This window comes from Lelliottia sp. GFLA7 (genome assembly GCF_056490165.1).
In genome coordinates, this window is sequence record NZ_JBWLAQ010000011.1 from 19,112 (window position 1) to 36,302 (window position 17,191).

The following is a 17,191-nucleotide window of genomic DNA, read 5'->3' on the forward strand; positions in this document are numbered from 1 at the left end:
ATGCGGGCGGCGGGATAACTTGTCTTCAGGCGTTATTTCGCGACGGTTGACGAACCGTCGGCATGCCACTGGAAGACACCAAATTCAAATCCCTTCAGATCGCCTTTCTCATCCCAGTTCAGCGGCCCAATCACGGTATTCGCACCGTGAGCTTTTAAATCTTTGATTAAATCCAGCGGCTCTTTGCTGCCGGTGCGTTCCAGGGCGGTAGCCAGAGACTGCACGGCGGCATAGGTGATCCACACATACGGACCGCTCGGATCTTTTTTCTGCGCGTTGAGCGCGTCTACGATAGCTTTATTCGACGGTTCCTGGTCATAGCGTTTTGGCATCGTCACCAGCATGCCTTCGCCTGCATTCCCCGCGATGTTAGACAGCGAGGCGTTACCCACGCCTTCTGGCCCCATGAACTGCGTTTTCAGCCCGGTTGCCCGCGCCTGGCGCAGCATCTGGCCCATTTCCGGGTAATAACCGCCGTAATAAACGAAGTCGATATTCTCTTTTTGCAGACGGGCCAGCAGCGCGGAAAAATCTTTCTCGCCCGCAGTGATACCGTCGAAGAAGACCACGTTAGCGCCGCCTTTTTTCAGGCTTTCCTGTACGGAACGCGCCAGGCCTTCGCCGTATTGCTGTTTATCGTGAATGATCGCGATGCGCTGCGGTTTCACTTTTTCCAGAATGTATTTCGCCGCTGTCGGTCCCTGTGAAGAGTCCAGACCGGCGGTACGCATGATGTGCTGATAGCCACGCTGAGTCAGCTCCGGGTTGGTCGCACCGGGCGTGATCATCAGAATGCCTTCGTCTTCGTAGATGTCGGAAGCGGGCTGTGTGGAGGAGGAGCAGAGGTGACCGATCACATACTGAATGCCATCGTTAACAATTTTGTTGGCAACGGCGACGGCTTGTTTAGGGTCACAGGCGTCGTCATATTCCACGCCGACCAGCTTGTCGCCCTTGATGCCACCGTTGGCGTTGATGTCTTTGATTGCCTGACGCGCGCCGTTAAATTCCATATCACCCCACTGGGCAACCGGACCGGACATCGCACCCACCACGGCAATTTTAATCTCTTCCGCCATAGCTGCCTGCGAAATCGCCAGTGCAACCATTCCCGCGATAAATGCTTTCGCGTTCCTTTTCATCTCTGAATCCCCATTCGTGATGTCGTGTATATATTTTGTTTTATTATGGTTAAAAAGCATTCTGTACTTTTAATGAACAACGCTATTTTTACCAGTGCCTTTAATGGTTTAGCGCAGTTTTTTGCTAAAAACCAGACTAAAATCTCTATTTTTCAGGCGATTAAGCAAAGATAATATTCTGAAATCAGACAGAGATAAACAAATAAAAGCGCGGTTTGCAGCATAAAATAACGGTACAAAGCGCCGAATAATTCACTGCCATTCAGGTTAAAATTCTGCTTATTTTTCGATCCCTGCGTTTTATAGCTACTCTTGTTGCTGCCAAAAAAGTAATCACCTGGAGAATGGATTTAAAAAGTGGAAGCCGCTGGCGAGATAAATTGAGTACACTGCCTTACTCTTTTTGATTTGGACAAGCAGCTAATGAAACTGACTATCCTTCGTCTGGTGTCCTTTAGCGACCAGGATCTTATCGACCTGGGCAAAATCTGGCCGGAATATTCCTCTTCTTCACTCGCCGTTGATGAACATCACCGTATCTACGCCGCCCGTTTTAATGAACGCTTGCTGGGCGCAGTGCGCGTCACGCTGAGCGGTACGCGAGGCGCGCTGGATTCACTGCGCGTGCGTGATGTCACCCGACGTCGCGGCGTGGGGCAATATTTGATCGAAGAAGTGATTCGCCATCATCCCGATGTGACGTCCTGGTGGATGGCCGATGTCGGCGTTGAGGACCGCAGCGTAATGGCGGCGTTTATGCTGGCATTGGGGTTTGTGGATGTGGAGATGGGCTGGGAAAAGCGCTAAGTTTTTTGCGGCCTGATGCCCTCACCCCGCCCTCTCCCACGGGGAGAGGGAGAAAAGATTGCACCGAGCAATTCCCCTTTCACGGGGAGAGGGAGAAAAGATCGCACCGAGCAATTCCCCTCGCACGGAGAGAGGGAGAAAAAGTCGCACCGAGCAATTCCCCTCGCACGGGGAGAGGGAGAAAAGATCGCACCGAGCAATTCCCCTCGCACGGGGAGAGGGAGAAAAGATCGCAACGAGCAATTCCCCTCGTACGGGGAGAGGGAGAAAAGATCGCACCGAGTAATTCACCTCGCACGGGGAGAGGGAGAAAAGATTAAAAAAGGCAACTTACGTTGCCGTTTCACGAGAATTTCGTGTTGCAGGCAGGCGGCCAGTGATGAAATCCCCAGCAGCTTACATCAGTAAGTGACCGGGGTTGAATCACGCAGCCAACGCACCTGCGGCACGAAAGGCGATGGGAAAATTATTTGGCGTCAGTCGCCGAACCATCCGCATGCCAGGTAAAGACACCGAACTCAAAGCCTTTCAGATCGCCTTTCTCGTCCCAAGACAACGGCCCCATGACGGTTTCAACGGTATTCGCTTTCAGGTATTTCGCGATTTCAGCCGGATCGGCTGACTGATTCAGACCCGCCTGCAAAGACTGCAGCGCAGCGTAGGTGGTCCACACGAACGCGCCGCTCGGATCTTGTTTCTTCGCTTTGATCGCTTCTACGATTGGTTTGTTTGCCGGTACCTGATCGTAGTTCTTCGGTTTAGTCACTAACATGCCTTCTGCAGATTCACCGGCAATGTTAGACAGTGAAACGTTGGCCACACCTTCTGGGCCCATAAAGTGGGTTTTCAGGCCAGCGGCGCGCGCCTGACGCAGAATCTGACCCATTTCCGGGTGATAGCCACCGTAGTAAACGAAATCGATATTTTCTTTCTTCAGACGCGCCACCAGCGTAGAGAAGTCTTTCTCGCCCGCAGTGATACCGTCAAAGAACACCACGTTAGCATTGGCTTTCTTCAGGTTGTCCTGCACGGAACGCGCCAGGCCTTCGCCGTACTGCTGTTTATCATGAATGATCGCGATGCGCTTCGGCTTCACTTTCTCCACGATGTATTTTGCCGCCGTTGGGCCCTGATCGGAGTCCAGACCGGTGGTACGCATCACCATTTTATAGCCGCGAGCCGTCAGCTCTGGCGCAGTAGCGGCCGGGGTGATCATCAGAATGCCTTCGTCTTCGTAGATATCAGACGCGGGCTGAGTAGAAGAAGAGCACAGGTGACCGATAACGTATTTGATCCCGTCGTTCACCACTTTGTTCGCGACCGCAACCGCTTGTTTCGGGTCACAGGCATCATCATATTTTACGATCTGCAGCTTTTCGCCTTTGATTCCGCCTTTGGCATTAATGTCTGCAACCGCTTGTTCTGCACCTGTAAATTCCTGATCGCCATACTGCGCTACCGGACCGGACATCGCACCGACAACGGCCACTTTAATATCTGCCTGAGCCATTGTGCTAAATGCCAACGCGATACATCCTGCCAGTAACGCTTTACCCTTCATATTCATCCTGAGATTCCCCATTATTATGGTTATAACGATTGTTGTGATGTTGTTGTGTAGCGCTTTATTTCAATTATAGGTGTGCCGTTCGCGCTTATTCAGCACACTCTGCTAAAACATACCCCATTTTTATGATTTTGGAATAGCTAATTTGAAATGAATATATGATAAGCCCGACAGCGTTGGCTGCCGGGCGGAGCGCTTTAACGTGTCAGCGAGGCAGAGATAATATCCAGCGCTTTGCGGAACTGTGCTTCAGGAATGGTGAGCGGATAGAGGAAGCGAATCACGTTGCCGTACACGCCGCAGCTCAGCAGCAGCAGACCTTCCTGCAACGCGCGGTTCTGCACCTCGCGGGTAAATTCTGGGGACGGCTGTCCGGTTTCCGGGTCATTGAATTCCACCGCCACCATCGATCCTTGGGCGCGAATATCGGCGATAAACGGGCAATCAGATTTGGCTTTGTTCAGCACTTCCACCAGATGATGACCGAGATGCGCCGCGCGGGTGCAGAGATCGTCTTCGTCGATGACGTCCAGCACCGCCAGCGCGGCGGCGATCGCCAGCGGGTTACCGGCGTAAGTCCCGCCCAGACCACCAGGCGCAGGGGCATCCATCACGTCAGCGCGACCCGACACTGCTGAGAGCGGCATTCCGCCCGCCAAACTTTTCGCCATGGTGATTAAATCAGGTTTCACGCAGTGGTGTTCCATCGAGAACAGTTTGCCGGTACGGGCAAAGCCGGTTTGCACCTCATCTGCGATCAGCAAAATGCCGTGGGTATCGCACAGCGCACGCAGCCCTTGCATGAAATCGGCCGGCGCAACGTTAAACCCACCTTCACCCTGAACCGGTTCAAGAATGATAGCGGCCACCTGATCGGGTGCGATATCCGCTTTGAAGATACGCTCAACGCTTTTCAACGCCTCTTGCGAGCTAACGCCGTGCAGCATGTTGGGGTATTGCGCGTGGTAAACCGAGCCGGGGAACGGGCCAAAGCCAATTTTGTACGGGGCCACTTTGCCCGTGAGCGCCATGGTCATAAAGGTACGGCCATGGAACGCACCGCCAAAGGTGATCAGTCCGGGGCGTTTGGTGTAAGCCCGCGCGATTTTGACGGCGTTTTCCACCGCTTCAGCGCCCGTCGAGAAGAACGCCGTTTTTGCTGGCCCGTCGATCGGCACGCGGGCGTTGATACGTTCCGCTAAGGAGATGTAACTCTCGTAAGGCACGATCTGATAGGCCGTATGGGTGAAGGATTGCAGCTGGTGTTCAATGGCGGCGATCACTTTGGGATGGCGATGACCGGTATTGAGCACCGCGATGCCCGCCGCGAAGTCGATCACTTCGTTGCCTTCCACATCCCACAGGGTCGCATTTTCGGCTTTGTCGGCGTAGAACCCACACATGACGCCGACTCCACGTGGCGTGGCCTGTAAACGCCTTTCATTCAATTCGTTATTTTTCACCCCATCCCCCTAAAGTTGTCAGCAAGCTAAACCTACAGCGCATCTGTAAGTGTTTGCCACGGGGGAGAAATTCGCCAGAGCGGCGCAGAAAAATAAGCGGAGAGCAGAAAAGCAAAACCCCCAGATTTTCATCCAGGGGTTATCGGGGACTTCGCGGGAATTACGCTTCGATAGCGGCGCGAAGTTTTTTCATGGCGTTCTTTTCAAGCTGACGTACACGTTCAGCGGAGACGCCGTAGCGGTCTGCCAGTTCCTGCAGCGTGGACTTGTTGTCTTCGTCCAGCCAGCGGGCGCGGATAATCGCCTGGCTACGCTCGTCGAGACCTTCCATTGCGTGGGTCAGTTTGTTCGCGGCCTGATCTTCCCAATTGTCCTCTTCAATACCGTCGGCAAAGTTAGAGGTTTTATCCTGGAGATACAGAACCGGTGCCATCGGCTGGCTATCCTGCGCATCGTCGTCGGAAGACATATCAAACGTCATGTCCTGCGCGGCCATACGGGACTCCATCTCGCGCACGTCTTTACTGGAAACACCCAGCTCGCGCGCTACCATTTCGACTTCTTCCTGGTTGAACCAGCCCAGACGCTGCTTGGCTTTACGCAGGTTGAAGAACAGTTTGCGCTGCGCTTTGGTGGTCGCCACTTTCACGATACGCCAGTTACGCAGAACGTATTCGTGAATTTCAGCTTTAATCCAGTGCACGGCGAAAGACACCAGTCGCACACCCACTTCTGGGTTGAAGCGACGCACAGCCTTCATGAGGCCGATGTTGCCTTCCTGAATCAAGTCCGCCTGCGGTAGGCCGTAGCCCGAATAATTACGAGCAACGTGAACAACAAAGCGCAGGTGAGACAGGATCAGCGTCTTAGCTGCTTCCAGATCGCCCTGGTAATGCAGCTTTTCAGCAAGCTCCTTTTCTTCCTCGGCCGTCAACATCGGCCAAGTGTTAGCGGCCCGGATGTAAGATTCCAGGTTACCAACAGGGGCTAAAGCTAAAGTTTGCATTTCTTTGGTCATTCATTCCTCTCAATTTAGTGTCTTCTGGCGGTGGTTTGTCCCCATCAGGCAACAAGCATGCCAAAGCATTTGAGCAGCGAGACTAACATTCACTCTTTTATCCACTCTTTTATCAGACCGTGATTTTATCCACAAGTTCCATGCACTGCGGTGAATAGATTACGCACAAAATGTGACATGGATTGCGGTTCGCGGGAGGAGAGTGAACAGATACTCTTTCCCTGCCGAGTGAAGTACTCATTGCAGGGAAAGATTATATCAGAAATTTTTTATTGGGGGGTAAAGTGGCGTAAATGTTGGACGGTCGCAAGCCATGCTGCGATCCAGCCGATCATCGAACACACCAGCAGTAACAACAGGCACTCATCAAAGCCTAACCCACTGATATCAAACTTAGTTCCAAAAACTTGTGCCACTTCCGTCACCGCAGAAGAGAGCCGCATCACCAAAATTTCTGACAATATCAGTGAAAGAAATGCACCGGAAAAACCGAGCAATGCGCCGCCGTAAAGGAACGGGCGCAGGATGAATCCATCCGTCGCACCAATCAGTTTTTGCACGTTAATCGTATCGCGACGGGCAAAGATACTCAGACGCACGCTGTTACCGATGACGAGGAAGACCGCCGCCACCATCAATACGCCAATCATTGCCGCCACGCGGCCAACCAGTCCGGTGAGTGATGCCAGACGCGCAAACCAGCTGTCGTCCATGCGCACTTCATCAATACCCTTCACCTGGCTGATGCGATCGCGCAAGGTGTTCAGCGATTCTGTACCCTGGAAATCAAGCTTGGGAATGACCACCGCCACAGCAGGCAACGGGTTTTCTTCAAGCATATCCAGCGCCCCACCAAAGCCAGACCAGTTGCGGAACTCACCCAGCGCTTCGTCACGCGAGAGATAGTTAACCTTTTCCACGCCCTGTTCAGACTGGAGTTGTCCCACCACCTGCGCCGCGGCGTTATCGTCGAGAGCTTTATCCAGATACACCGTAATTTGCGGCGAAGGATAATATTGCGACGCGGCCTGATTAACGTTTTTGTAGACCATGTAGCAAACGCTCGGCAGCGTCAGGGAGATGGCAATCACCATCACCGTCAGGAACGTGGCCAGCGGTTTGCTTTTCAGATCCTGCAACGCGCCCTGGAAGGCATAGCGCACCTGCTCATTAAACACGTTGGTTTTCCGCGACTGCGGTTTCGGCGACGATTTGGCGCGTTTCGGCGCGTTTCGGTTGCCGTCACCACCGCCCTGCGAAGGACGGAAACGGTCAAATCGATTACCAAACTGACGAATCTGGTTTATTGCATCGCGCTTATTCACTCAGGCCTCCATGCAAATGACCGTCGCTCAGCGACAGCATGCGGTACGAACGGCGAGAGATAAGGCCGATGTCGTGCGTTGCCATCAGTACCGTCACGCCAACGCGGTTAAACTCCTCAAACAGACGCAAAATCCCTTCCGAGAGCGCATCGTCCAGGTTACCGGTCGGTTCGTCCGCCAGCAAAACAGCGGGTTTGTTCACCACTGCACGGGCAATACCCACGCGCTGTTGTTCACCGCCAGAGAGCTGGATCGGGAAATTTTTCGCTTTGTCCAACAGCCCCACTTTGTCCAGCGCCGCTGAAACGCGACGGCGGATATCATCAAAACTGGCACCCGCGATAATCAACGGAATGGCCACGTTATCGAAAACAGTGCGATCCATCAACAGGTGGTGATCCTGGAAAATCATCCCGATCTGGCGACGTAAAAACGGCACCTCACGGTTTTTCAGGCGGCTAATATCATGGCCGCCAAATAAAATTTTCCCGGCGCTTGGCCGCTCGATCCCACAGATAAGCTTGAGCAGGGTACTTTTTCCCGCGCCGGAATGGCCGGTCAGGAATGCCATCTCGCCTGGCTGCAGGTGAAATGTCACTCCCTGCAACGCTTGTCTCCCACCGAGATAGGCCTTGCTGACATGTTCAAAGCGAATCATTGTTAATCCTCTCGGGCAAAAAGTGCCTCAATAAAGTCGTCCGATTTAAACGGACGCAAATCCTCGATACGTTCGCCGACACCAATGTAGCGGATTGGAATACCGAACTGATCCGCCACGGAGAAGATCACTCCCCCTTTCGCGGTGCCGTCCAGTTTAGTCAGCGTAATGCCGGTCAGCCCTACCGCCTCATGGAACAGCTTCGCCTGGCTGATGGCGTTCTGCCCGGTGCTGGCGTCCAGAGTCAGCATAATTTCATGCGGTGCGTCTTCGTCTAGCTTCTTCATCACGCGGACGATTTTCTTTAATTCTTCCATCAGGTGCGATTTGTTCTGCAAACGCCCTGCGGTATCGGCAATCAGCACATCCACGTTACGCGCCTTCGCCGCCTGAATGGCATCGAATATAACCGACGCGGAATCTGCGCCCGTATGCTGCGCAATCACCGGAATGTTGTTGCGCTGACCCCAAACCTGGAGCTGCTCAACGGCCGCCGCACGGAAGGTATCGCCCGCCGCCAGCATGACCGATTTGCCCTGCTGCTCAAACTGACGCGCCATCTTACCGATCGTGGTGGTTTTACCCACGCCATTGACGCCGACCATCAGAATAACAAACGGTGTTTTGCCTTCAATATTAAGTGGTTCGTCAACTTTTGCGAGAATTTCGCCCATCTCGTCTTTCAGCAGACCGTACAGCGCCTCGGCATCGCGCAGCTGTTTACGGCTCGCGCCTTCGGTCAGACTGGCGATGATTTTACGGGTTGTCTCTACGCCGACATCGGCGATCAGCAGCTGTTCCTCCAGCTCCTCGAACAGATCATCGTCGATCTTTTTACCGCGGAACAGACTGATAAATCCGGAACCGAGATTTTCTTTCGTCTTAAGCAGGCTGCGTTTCAGGCGCGCGAAGAAACCTTCTTTGGTGGGTTTTTCCTGCTCCTGAACGATCTCTTCGACAGGCTCGTCCGCTTCCGCGACCGGAACAACGATGACCGCTTCTTCTGCGGCAACCGCTGCCAGCGCCTGCGCTTCCAGCTCTTCATCAGTAATTACAGGTTCGTCGTCGGCCTCTTCAGCCGCCTTTTGTTCGACGAACGCGTCTTCAACCGTTTCGACGGTTTCAGCTTCTGCCTGCCACTCTTCCGGTAAAATTACTTCGGCTTTCACCTCTTCCGGCAGCGGCAACTCTTCGTGTTCAACAACAGCGCGCGGGGTTTCTTCAACCACCGGCTCAACAATTGCCTCGACTACAGGCTCTGCAATAACCGGTTCGGCTTCAACATGCTGCGGTTTTTCACTTTCCTGAACCTGCTCAGTGACCTCGACAACCTCTTCGGCGAAGGCTTCAGTCTCTTCTTTGCTGTGAGTCTGTTCTTCCGCTTCGACTACCGCCGCCGTTTCAACGGGCGTTTCTGGCTGCGATTGTTCTTCAACCGCCTGTTGCTCTTCGGTTTTCTGTTCTGTTTCTTGCTCTTTTTCACCAAAGCCCAACCAGGAAAAGAAGCCACGTTTTTTTTGTTTTGCCATCTGCGACTACACCCCTTGCGGTTAATTTCTGGCGCTATATACATGGAAGCTATAAAAATGATGAAATAGTCTAACACTTTACTTAATTGACATCACCGCCTGGAATCGCAGGCCAATTGTTAGCAGAGCTTTCCAGAAATGAAGAAAACAAACCGCCCGGCCGGACAAATTCGCATTATCGGTGGCCAGTGGCGTGGCCGTAAACTGCCTGTGCCCGATAGCCCAGGTCTGCGCCCCACGACCGATCGCGTCAGAGAAACGCTGTTTAACTGGCTGGCCCCATCGATGGTAGACGCGAAATGCCTGGATTGCTTCGCCGGAAGCGGTGCGCTGGGCCTCGAAGCCCTGTCGCGTTATGCCGCCAGCGCCACGCTGCTGGAGATGGAACGTGGCGTTGCGCAGCAATTACAGCAAAACCTCGCTACGCTCAAAGCATCGAATGCCAGGGTGGTTACGACCAACACGCTTGCGTTCCTCGCGCAGCCGGGCACACCGCACGACGTGGTGTTTATCGATCCGCCGTTCCGTAAAGGGCTGCTGGAAGAGACACTCACGCTGCTGGAAAATAATGGCTGGCTGGCGGATGACGCGCTGATTTACGTCGAAAGCGAAGTCGAAAATGGCTTACCGCCGGTGCCCGTGCACTGGAACTTACATCGTGAACAGGTTGCCGGGCAGGTTGCCTATCGTTTATATCACCGTGAAGTACAAGGAGAGTCTCATGCCGATCCTGATTAACGTTGGGCGCGTGCTGATGGTAGGCGTTTGGGCGTTTCTGATCCTGAATCTGGTCCATCCGTTCCCGCGCCCGCTGAACATTTTCGTCAACGTGGCGCTAATATTCACCGCGTTTATGCATGCCCTGCAGATGGTGATGCTGAAAAACGGCTTACCGAAAGACAGCCCGCCGATGACGGGTTGGCAGCAGCTGCGCGTGTTTATTTTTGGTGTGTTCGAGCTGCTGGTGTGGATGAAAAAGTTTAAGGCACAGGTTAAGAAATAAGCGGTCTGATGCCCTCACCCTAACCCTCTCCCACAGGGAGAGGGAAAAAAAGAACGCATCCGCATTGCCAGAAACCGCACCCTAACCCCCTCCCACAGGGAGAGGGAAAAAAGAACACATCCGCATTGCCAGACACCGCACCCTAACCCTCTCCCACAGGGAGAGGGGAAAAAAGAACGCATCCGCATTGTCAGACACCGCACCCTAGCCCTCGCCTCTTAGAAGGTCAGGGTAAGGGGAAACTACGGCTCCGCCGTAAACCCCTCAAACCGCGATCCCTTGTAACTCAGCGTCCCTTTCTCCCCTACCGTGAGCTGATGATAGTGCTTTTCATCGACGCGAAAGGTCATCTCCAGCCCGCCGCTTTGCGGCTTAAAACTCACTTCATAACGCATCGCTGTGCCAGCGGGCGTCACCTGCTGCTGGCGAGAGCGTCGGTTATCGAGCGCTTTCTCGCGTTTGTTGCTCACCACCACGCGTTTTTGCAGAAGCGGTGCGGCGTCGTTATCGGCCCTTTCGCGGCGCTGCTGCACAAAACGAAACGAGGCGGCAATCACAATGACCACCACCACGATAATCAAAAAAATCGGCATTTTGCTCATTGTTGAATCCCATCAGATTATGCGGAAATCAGGATACCTCGCCGGATCCGGCATTGCCAAACGCCCGCCCGCGTCACTACACTGAATCAGAGAATGTTTATTCAAAAATAACAGATACAGGGAGTTAATATGCTTTGGTCATTTATCGCTGTCTGTTTTTCCGCATGGCTCTACGTCGATGCGTCGTATCGCGGTCCCGTGTGGCAGCGCTGGTTGTTTAAGCCCGTCACGCTACTGCTGCTGCTTTTGCTCGCCTGGCAGGCGCCAATGTTTAACGCGGTGAGTTATCTGGTGCTGGCTGGCCTGTGCGCCTCGCTGATTGGCGATGCGTTAACGCTGCTCCCGCGTCAGCGCGTGTTATACGCCGTCGGGGCATTTTTCCTCTCACATCTGCTTTACACCATCTATTTCGCCAGCCAGATGACGCTGTCCTTCTTCTGGCCGCTGCCGCTGATTTTGCTGGTAATCGGTGCGCTGCTGGTCGCCGTTGTCTGGTCGCGCCTTGAAGAGATGCGCTGGCCGGTGTGTACGTTTATCGCCATGACGCTGGTGATGGTCTGGCTTGCCGGTGAACTGTGGTTCTTCCGCCCAACCGCACCTGCGATGTCGGCTTTCTTTGGCGCCACGCTGCTATTGCTGGGGAATATCGTCTGGCTGGGCAGCCATTATCGTCGTCGTTTCCGCGCGGATAACGCCATTGCGGCGGCTTGCTACTTCGGCGGCCACTTCCTGATCGTGCGTTCGCTGTATATCTAATAACGCTTGACTCTGGAGCCGACTCCAGAGTGTATGCTGCGGTTAATGAGAAAATTATCATTACCGGAGAGTGCCATGTCGACTCCAGACACATCTAAAAAAGTGCCGCAATTTTCGGCACTCAAACTCAGCCCCGTCCCCGCGAAAGAAGATTGCTGCAGCGCAGGTACGTGTGACACACAAAGCGCTCCAGTACTGCCCGCCAGCGGTGAGCGTTACACATGGGTCGTCAACGGAATGGACTGCGCCGCCTGCGCCCGCAAAGTGGAAAACGCGGTAAAACAGGTCGCGGGCGTCAACCACGTCCAGGTGCTGTTCGCCACGGAAAAGCTGCTGGTCAGTGCAGAAAATGACGTGAGCGCCGCCGTCGAATCGGCAGTCACCAAAGCCGGGTATTCCCTCAGAGCCGAAGATGCGCCCGCCGAAAAAGTCTCTCCGCTGCGTGATAATCTGCCGCTCATCACCCTCATCATCATGATGGCGTTAAGCTGGGGGCTGGAGCATTTCAATCATCCATTAGGCAATCTGGCGTTTATCGCCACCACGCTGGTGGGGCTGTTCCCGATAGCCCGTCAGGCGCTGCGCCTGATGAAAAGCGGAAGCTGGTTTGCAATTGAAACGCTGATGAGCGTCGCGGCCATCGGCGCGCTGTTTATCGGCGCGACGGCAGAAGCCGCAATGGTCCTGCTGTTGTTCCTGGTGGGTGAACGCCTTGAAGGCTGGGCCGCAAGCCGCGCGCGTAAAGGCGTCAGCGCTTTAATGGCATTAAAACCCGAAACCGCTACGCGGGTATTCAACGGCGAGCGTCAGACCGTGGCCATCAACACGCTGCGTCCGGGCGATGTGATTGAAGTGGCTGCCGGAGGGCGTCTGCCTGCCGATGGCACCTTAATCACCGCCACGGCGAGTTTTGATGAAAGCGCACTGACCGGCGAATCCATTCCCGTCGAGCGCGCGACGGGCGAAAAAGTGCCTGCGGGTGCCACCAGCGTTGACCGTCTGGTGCAGCTCAGCGTGCTCTCGGAACCGGGCGAAAGCGCCATCGACCGCATTCTGAAACTTATTGAAGAAGCCGAAGAGCGCCGCGCGCCCGTCGAGCGTTTTATCGATCGTTTCAGCCGAATTTACACCCCCGTGATTATGCTCATCGCCCTGCTGGTAACGATTATCCCGCCGCTGCTCTTTGCCGCCTCCTGGCAGGAGTGGATTTACAAAGGGCTGACGTTGCTGCTGATCGGTTGTCCGTGCGCGCTGGTGATTTCGACGCCTGCGGCGATCACTTCCGGTCTGGCCGCTGCGGCGCGCCGTGGGGCATTGATCAAAGGCGGCGCGGCGCTGGAACAGCTTAGCCAGATTCAGCACGTCGCTTTCGATAAGACCGGCACGCTCACCGTGGGCAAACCGCAGGTCACCGGCGTTTATCCGCTTGAATTGACCGAGGACGCCCTGCTGACGCTGGCCGCCGCCGTCGAACAGGGCTCCACTCACCCGCTGGCGCAGGCCATTGTACGTGAGGCGCAGTCGCGCGGCTTAACCCTTCCGGCAGCCAGCGAGCAGCGGGCGCTGGTCGGTTCAGGAATCGAAGCCGATGTAGACGGCAAAAAAGTGCTGATCACCGCCGCCGATAAATTCCCGTCGCAGGCACTGAGTCAGCAAATTAGTGAGCTGGAACAGGCCGGGCAGACCGTCATCATTGTGGCCGTAGATGGCGTCGCAAAAGGCGTTCTGGCGCTGCGCGATACGTTGCGTGACGATGCGAAAGAGGCCGTTGCTGCGCTGCATCAACTGGGTATTCAGGGTGTGATCCTGACGGGGGATAATCCGCGCGCAGCTGCCGCTATTGCCAATGAGCTGGGCCTTGAATTCAAAGCCGGATTATTGCCTGCCGATAAAGTGCAGGCCGTTACCGAGCTCAACGGCCAGGCACCGCTGGCGATGGTGGGCGACGGCATCAACGACGCTCCGGCGATGAAAGCCTCGACCATCGGGATCGCGATGGGTAGCGGTACAGACGTGGCGCTAGAAACTGCCGACGCTGCGCTGACCCATAACCGTCTGACCGGACTGGCGCAGATGATCGGCCTGGCGCGCGCGACGCGTGCCAATATCCGCCAGAACATTGGCATTGCGCTGGGGCTGAAAGGGATTTTCCTGGTCACCACGCTGCTTGGCATCACCGGGCTGTGGCTGGCCGTGCTGGCGGATACTGGTGCGACGGTGCTGGTGACGGCGAATGCACTGAGGCTATTGCGAAAGAAATAGAGTGGCCTGATGCCCTCACCGCAGCCCTCTCCCACAGGGAGAGGGAGAAACACTAAAAACGGCAACCGAAGTTGCCGTTTTCTTTTCATCCGTGCGGCCTGATGCCCTCTCTCGCAGGGAAAGGGAAAAGACAACTCACTGCATGCCCAGTACCCCCGGAAGCCACAACGATATCGCCGGGATATACGTCACCATTCCCAGCACCACCAGCAGCATGGCGTAAAACGGCAGCATCGCGCGGACCACGGTTTCGATGCGCTGTTTACTCACCGCACTGGCGACAAACAGCACCGAACCCACCGGCGGCGTAATCAGTCCGATCCCCAGATTGACCATCATGATCATGCCGAAATGCACCGGATCGATACCCAGCGAGTTGGTCACTGGCAACAGCACCGGCGTCAAAATCAGAATCAGCGGCGCCATGTCCATCAGCGTGCCAATCAGCAGCAACATGATGTTGAGGTACATCAGGATCACGTACTTGTTATCCGACAGCGACGTGAAGAACTCGGTGATCCGCGTCGGGAGCTGCATGTAGGTCATCACCGCGCCAAACGCCGCCGCAAAACCAATCAGGATCATCACGATCGTGACCGTTTTCACCGTGCGGCACATCAGCTTCGGCAGCTCTTTCCACTTGTAGTCGCGGTAGATAAACATGGTGACGAAAAACGCCCACAGGCAGGCGACGGCCGCCGATTCTGTCGCTGTGAAGATGCCGGACAAAATCCCGCCCAGAATAATCACCACCGTCAATAGCCCCCACAGCGCATCGAAGAAAATCTTCACCGCCTGCTTAAACGGGATTTTTTCGCCCTTCGGATAGCCGCGCTTATGCGCGAAACCGAGGCACAAAATCATCAGGCAGAAACCGAGCAGCAGCCCCGGTAACACCCCCGCGATAAACAGCGTGGCGATCGACACCGTACCGCCCGCCGCCAGCGAGTAAATCACCGAGTTATGGCTGGGCGGAATCAAAATCGCCTGCACCGATCCGCTGGCCGTCACCGCTGCAGCGTACTCGCGCGGATACCCCTTTTTCTCCATTTCCGGGATCATCACGCTGCCGATTGATGCCGTATCCGCCACCGACGATCCGGAAATCGCGCCAAAAAACGTTGATGCGACGATATTGACCAGCGACAGTCCGCCACGAATGAAGCCGACGAAAATGTACGCGAAGTTCACCAGCCGTCGCGCAATGCCTCCTTCCGCCATGATCGCGCCCGCCAGGATAAAGAACGGGATCGCCAGCAGCGTGAATTTATTCACCCCGCTGGTAATCTGGATCATCAACGCTTCCAGCGGCAAATCAATCCACAGCGCACCTGCAACCGCACTTAGCCCGACAGCAAAAGCCACCGGCATCCCCAGCGCCAACAAAATGGCGAGGGTGAATAACAAAATAAACGCATCCATTGTTCACCCCTTAACTGTGGTTACCGATCAATACGACCGGGCGGTTTTCCTGCGAGCCAAACAGCAAGCGCTCGATGACAAACAGGATCAGAATGGCCGAACCTACCGGCAACGGCAGATAGCTTTCACCCGACGTGAGGATGGGGAACTCTGCGACGGGCTGTTCCCACAGTTCGATACACAGCAGCAGGCTGTACCAGAAGATCAGTGCGGAAATCAGCAGCATCAGCAGATCCACTGCCCTGGCGCACAGGTTTTTGAGCATGTCGGGCAAGCGATCGGTGAGCATATTCACGGCGATATGCGACCCGGCGCGGTACCCCACCGCCGCACCGATAAAGGTGAAAGTCACCATGCAAATAATCGCGATCGGTTCCGGCCAGGATTCCCCGCGATTGAGCACATAGCGCGAGAAAATGCCGATGGGGATAACAATCGTCATGACCAGCAGCGACACGCCCGCGACGGCCATAGCGAACAGGTACAGGCGGTCCATCCACTTCAGGTAGAGTTCGGACATACGTCCTCCACGAACACGTTAGGGTTTACTTGACGTCCGCGATGGCCTGCATCAGTTCCTTGTGCTTATCGCCGTACTGCGCGCGCACCGGTTCTGTCGCTTTGATAAACACCGCTTTGTCGATATCGTGGAATTGCACGCCGCCCGCTTTCATTTTATCCAGCGCCTGCTGGTTGTAAGCGTCCCAGAGTTTGCGCTGTTCAAATTGCGCTTCACGGGCCAGAGTTTTGATTTTCTGCTGCTCATCAGCGCTGAGTTTGTCCCATTTCACTTTGGAGTACAGGAGCATTTCCGGCGTGATGAAGTGGCCGCTGAGGGTGTAGTTTTTGGCAACCGGCATGTAGTTATGCGCCACAAAGGTTGGCGGATTGTTTTCCGCGCCGTCGATCACCCCGGTTTGCATCCCGCTATAGACTTCGCTGACGCCCATCGCCACCGAGTTTGCCCCCATCGCTTTCAAGGTCGCCAGTGCGACAGGGCTGCCCTGCACGCGGATTTTCTTGCCTTTCAGGTCTTCTGGTTTGACGATCGGCTCTTTGGTGATCAGATTACGCGTGCCGGAGTCCATCCAGCCCAGAAACACCAGGCGCGATTTCGGGTTAGCCGTGAGTTTTTCGCCAATCTCTTTGCCGATATCACCGTCGATCACCTTGTGCATATGGTCTTCATCGCGGAACACGTAGGGCAGTGTGAACACTTCGATATCCGGCAAAATCGCCGCAACAGGTGCCATTGAGACGCGAATGATATCGATAGCGCCCATCTGCGCCTGCTCAATCATTTGCTTTTCGTCGCCCAGGACACCGCCAGGGAAGACTTTGATCTCCAGCTTGCCATCGGTTTGTTGGTTGAGTTTTTCACCCATGTTTTGCACGGCCACCACGTTTGGGTAGCCTTCAGGGTGAACATCAGCAGCTTTAATCGTTTGCGCTGCCGCCGTGGTGGCGAACAGCAGTGACGCGGTGGACAGGCACAAAGAGGCCAGTAACGGCTTGAGGGTCGTTTTCATCGGGTCAACTCCAGGGTAGTGAGATAAGCGTTAAAACGTTGTTTTAGTTTTACGCTTAAAAATTAGACTACGTCCTGGAAAGCAGAGGTGAAGCAACTCACAAAAGCG

Annotated in this window: 16 protein-coding genes; 5 read left to right on the top strand and 11 right to left on the bottom strand. The window is 54.9% G+C overall.

What is annotated here, in order from left to right; translation table 11 throughout:
- Nucleotides 1-32 precede the first annotated feature (32 nt).
- Nucleotides 33-1,142, bottom strand: coding sequence for a high-affinity branched-chain amino acid ABC transporter substrate-binding protein LivK (gene livK, locus AC07RN_RS19390; protein WP_235134231.1), 1,110 nt, complete (start codon nt 1,140-1,142; stop codon nt 33-35).
- 423 nt (nt 1,143-1,565) lie between these two features.
- Between livK and panM the strand changes: the two genes are divergently transcribed.
- Complete coding sequence (gene panM / locus AC07RN_RS19395; protein WP_015960822.1) at nt 1,566-1,949, top strand: aspartate 1-decarboxylase autocleavage activator PanM; 384 nt, start codon at nt 1,566-1,568, stop codon at nt 1,947-1,949.
- 466 nt (nt 1,950-2,415) lie between these two features.
- Here panM and AC07RN_RS19400 read toward each other — a convergent pair whose 3' ends face one another.
- The 6 genes from AC07RN_RS19400 to ftsY all read right to left on the bottom strand — a co-directional run bounded on the left by AC07RN_RS19400 (nt 2,416) and on the right by ftsY (nt 9,509).
- Nucleotides 2,416-3,516 (bottom strand): branched-chain amino acid ABC transporter substrate-binding protein, encoded by a 1,101-nt coding sequence (locus AC07RN_RS19400; RefSeq protein WP_015960823.1) that lies wholly within the window; start codon nt 3,514-3,516, stop codon nt 2,416-2,418.
- A gap of 197 nt (nt 3,517-3,713) precedes the next feature.
- Entirely contained in the window at nt 3,714-4,979 is a 1,266-nt protein-coding gene (locus AC07RN_RS19405; protein WP_478337083.1) for a 4-aminobutyrate--2-oxoglutarate transaminase, read from the bottom strand.
- 160 nt (nt 4,980-5,139) lie between these two features.
- Nucleotides 5,140-5,997, bottom strand: coding sequence for an RNA polymerase sigma factor RpoH (gene rpoH, locus AC07RN_RS19410; protein ID WP_015960825.1), 858 nt, complete (start codon nt 5,995-5,997; stop codon nt 5,140-5,142).
- A 269-nt stretch (nt 5,998-6,266) separates the two neighbouring features.
- Nucleotides 6,267-7,322: a permease-like cell division protein FtsX gene (gene ftsX, locus AC07RN_RS19415; protein ID WP_015960826.1), complete on the bottom strand. Its 1,056-nt coding sequence runs from the start codon at nt 7,320-7,322 to the stop codon at nt 6,267-6,269.
- Complete coding sequence (gene ftsE / locus AC07RN_RS19420; RefSeq protein WP_015960827.1) at nt 7,315-7,980, bottom strand: cell division ATP-binding protein FtsE; 666 nt, start codon at nt 7,978-7,980, stop codon at nt 7,315-7,317. The genes ftsX and ftsE overlap by 8 nt, the downstream gene beginning before the upstream one ends.
- A 2-nt stretch (nt 7,981-7,982) precedes the next feature.
- On the bottom strand, nt 7,983-9,509 hold the full coding sequence (ftsY, locus tag AC07RN_RS19425; RefSeq protein ID WP_478337084.1) for a signal recognition particle-docking protein FtsY: 1,527 nt from the start codon (nt 9,507-9,509) through the stop codon (nt 7,983-7,985).
- A 138-nt stretch (nt 9,510-9,647) separates the two neighbouring features.
- Between ftsY and rsmD the strand changes: the two genes are divergently transcribed.
- Nucleotides 9,648-10,247 carry a 16S rRNA (guanine(966)-N(2))-methyltransferase gene (gene rsmD, locus AC07RN_RS19430; protein WP_015960829.1) on the top strand — a complete coding sequence of 200 codons (600 nt, stop codon included), beginning with the start codon at nt 9,648-9,650 and terminating at the stop codon, nt 10,245-10,247.
- Entirely contained in the window at nt 10,231-10,512 is a 282-nt protein-coding gene (locus tag AC07RN_RS19435) for a DUF1145 family protein (protein WP_015960830.1), read from the top strand. Before rsmD ends, AC07RN_RS19435 begins: the two co-directional genes overlap by 17 nt.
- Nucleotides 10,513-10,754: 242 nt before the next feature.
- On the opposite strand, the gene AC07RN_RS19440 is transcribed toward AC07RN_RS19435, so the two are convergent.
- Nucleotides 10,755-11,114: a DUF2500 domain-containing protein gene (locus AC07RN_RS19440; protein ID WP_015960831.1), complete on the bottom strand. Its 360-nt coding sequence runs from the start codon at nt 11,112-11,114 to the stop codon at nt 10,755-10,757.
- 129 nt (nt 11,115-11,243) lie between these two features.
- Between AC07RN_RS19440 and AC07RN_RS19445 the strand changes: the two genes are divergently transcribed.
- Nucleotides 11,244-11,870: a lysoplasmalogenase gene (locus tag AC07RN_RS19445; RefSeq protein ID WP_015960832.1), complete on the top strand. Its 627-nt coding sequence runs from the start codon at nt 11,244-11,246 to the stop codon at nt 11,868-11,870.
- 75 nt (nt 11,871-11,945) lie between these two features.
- On the top strand, nt 11,946-14,132 hold the full coding sequence (zntA, locus tag AC07RN_RS19450; RefSeq protein ID WP_478337085.1) for a Zn(II)/Cd(II)/Pb(II) translocating P-type ATPase ZntA: 2,187 nt from the start codon (nt 11,946-11,948) through the stop codon (nt 14,130-14,132).
- 135 nt (nt 14,133-14,267) lie between these two features.
- Here the strand turns inward: zntA and AC07RN_RS19455 are convergent, their stop codons facing one another.
- The 3 genes from AC07RN_RS19455 to AC07RN_RS19465 are packed head-to-tail and all read right to left on the bottom strand — an operon-like array spanning nt 14,268 to nt 17,083.
- Nucleotides 14,268-15,554 (bottom strand): TRAP transporter large permease, encoded by a 1,287-nt coding sequence (locus tag AC07RN_RS19455; RefSeq protein WP_015960834.1) that lies wholly within the window; start codon nt 15,552-15,554, stop codon nt 14,268-14,270.
- A 10-nt stretch (nt 15,555-15,564) separates the two neighbouring features.
- Nucleotides 15,565-16,074, bottom strand: a complete 510-nt coding sequence (locus AC07RN_RS19460; RefSeq protein WP_015960835.1) for a TRAP transporter small permease — start codon at nt 16,072-16,074, stop codon at nt 15,565-15,567.
- Nucleotides 16,075-16,099: 25 nt separating this feature from the next.
- Nucleotides 16,100-17,083: a TRAP transporter substrate-binding protein gene (locus tag AC07RN_RS19465; protein WP_186753669.1), complete on the bottom strand. Its 984-nt coding sequence runs from the start codon at nt 17,081-17,083 to the stop codon at nt 16,100-16,102.
- Between the last annotated feature and the right edge of the window lie 108 nt (nt 17,084-17,191).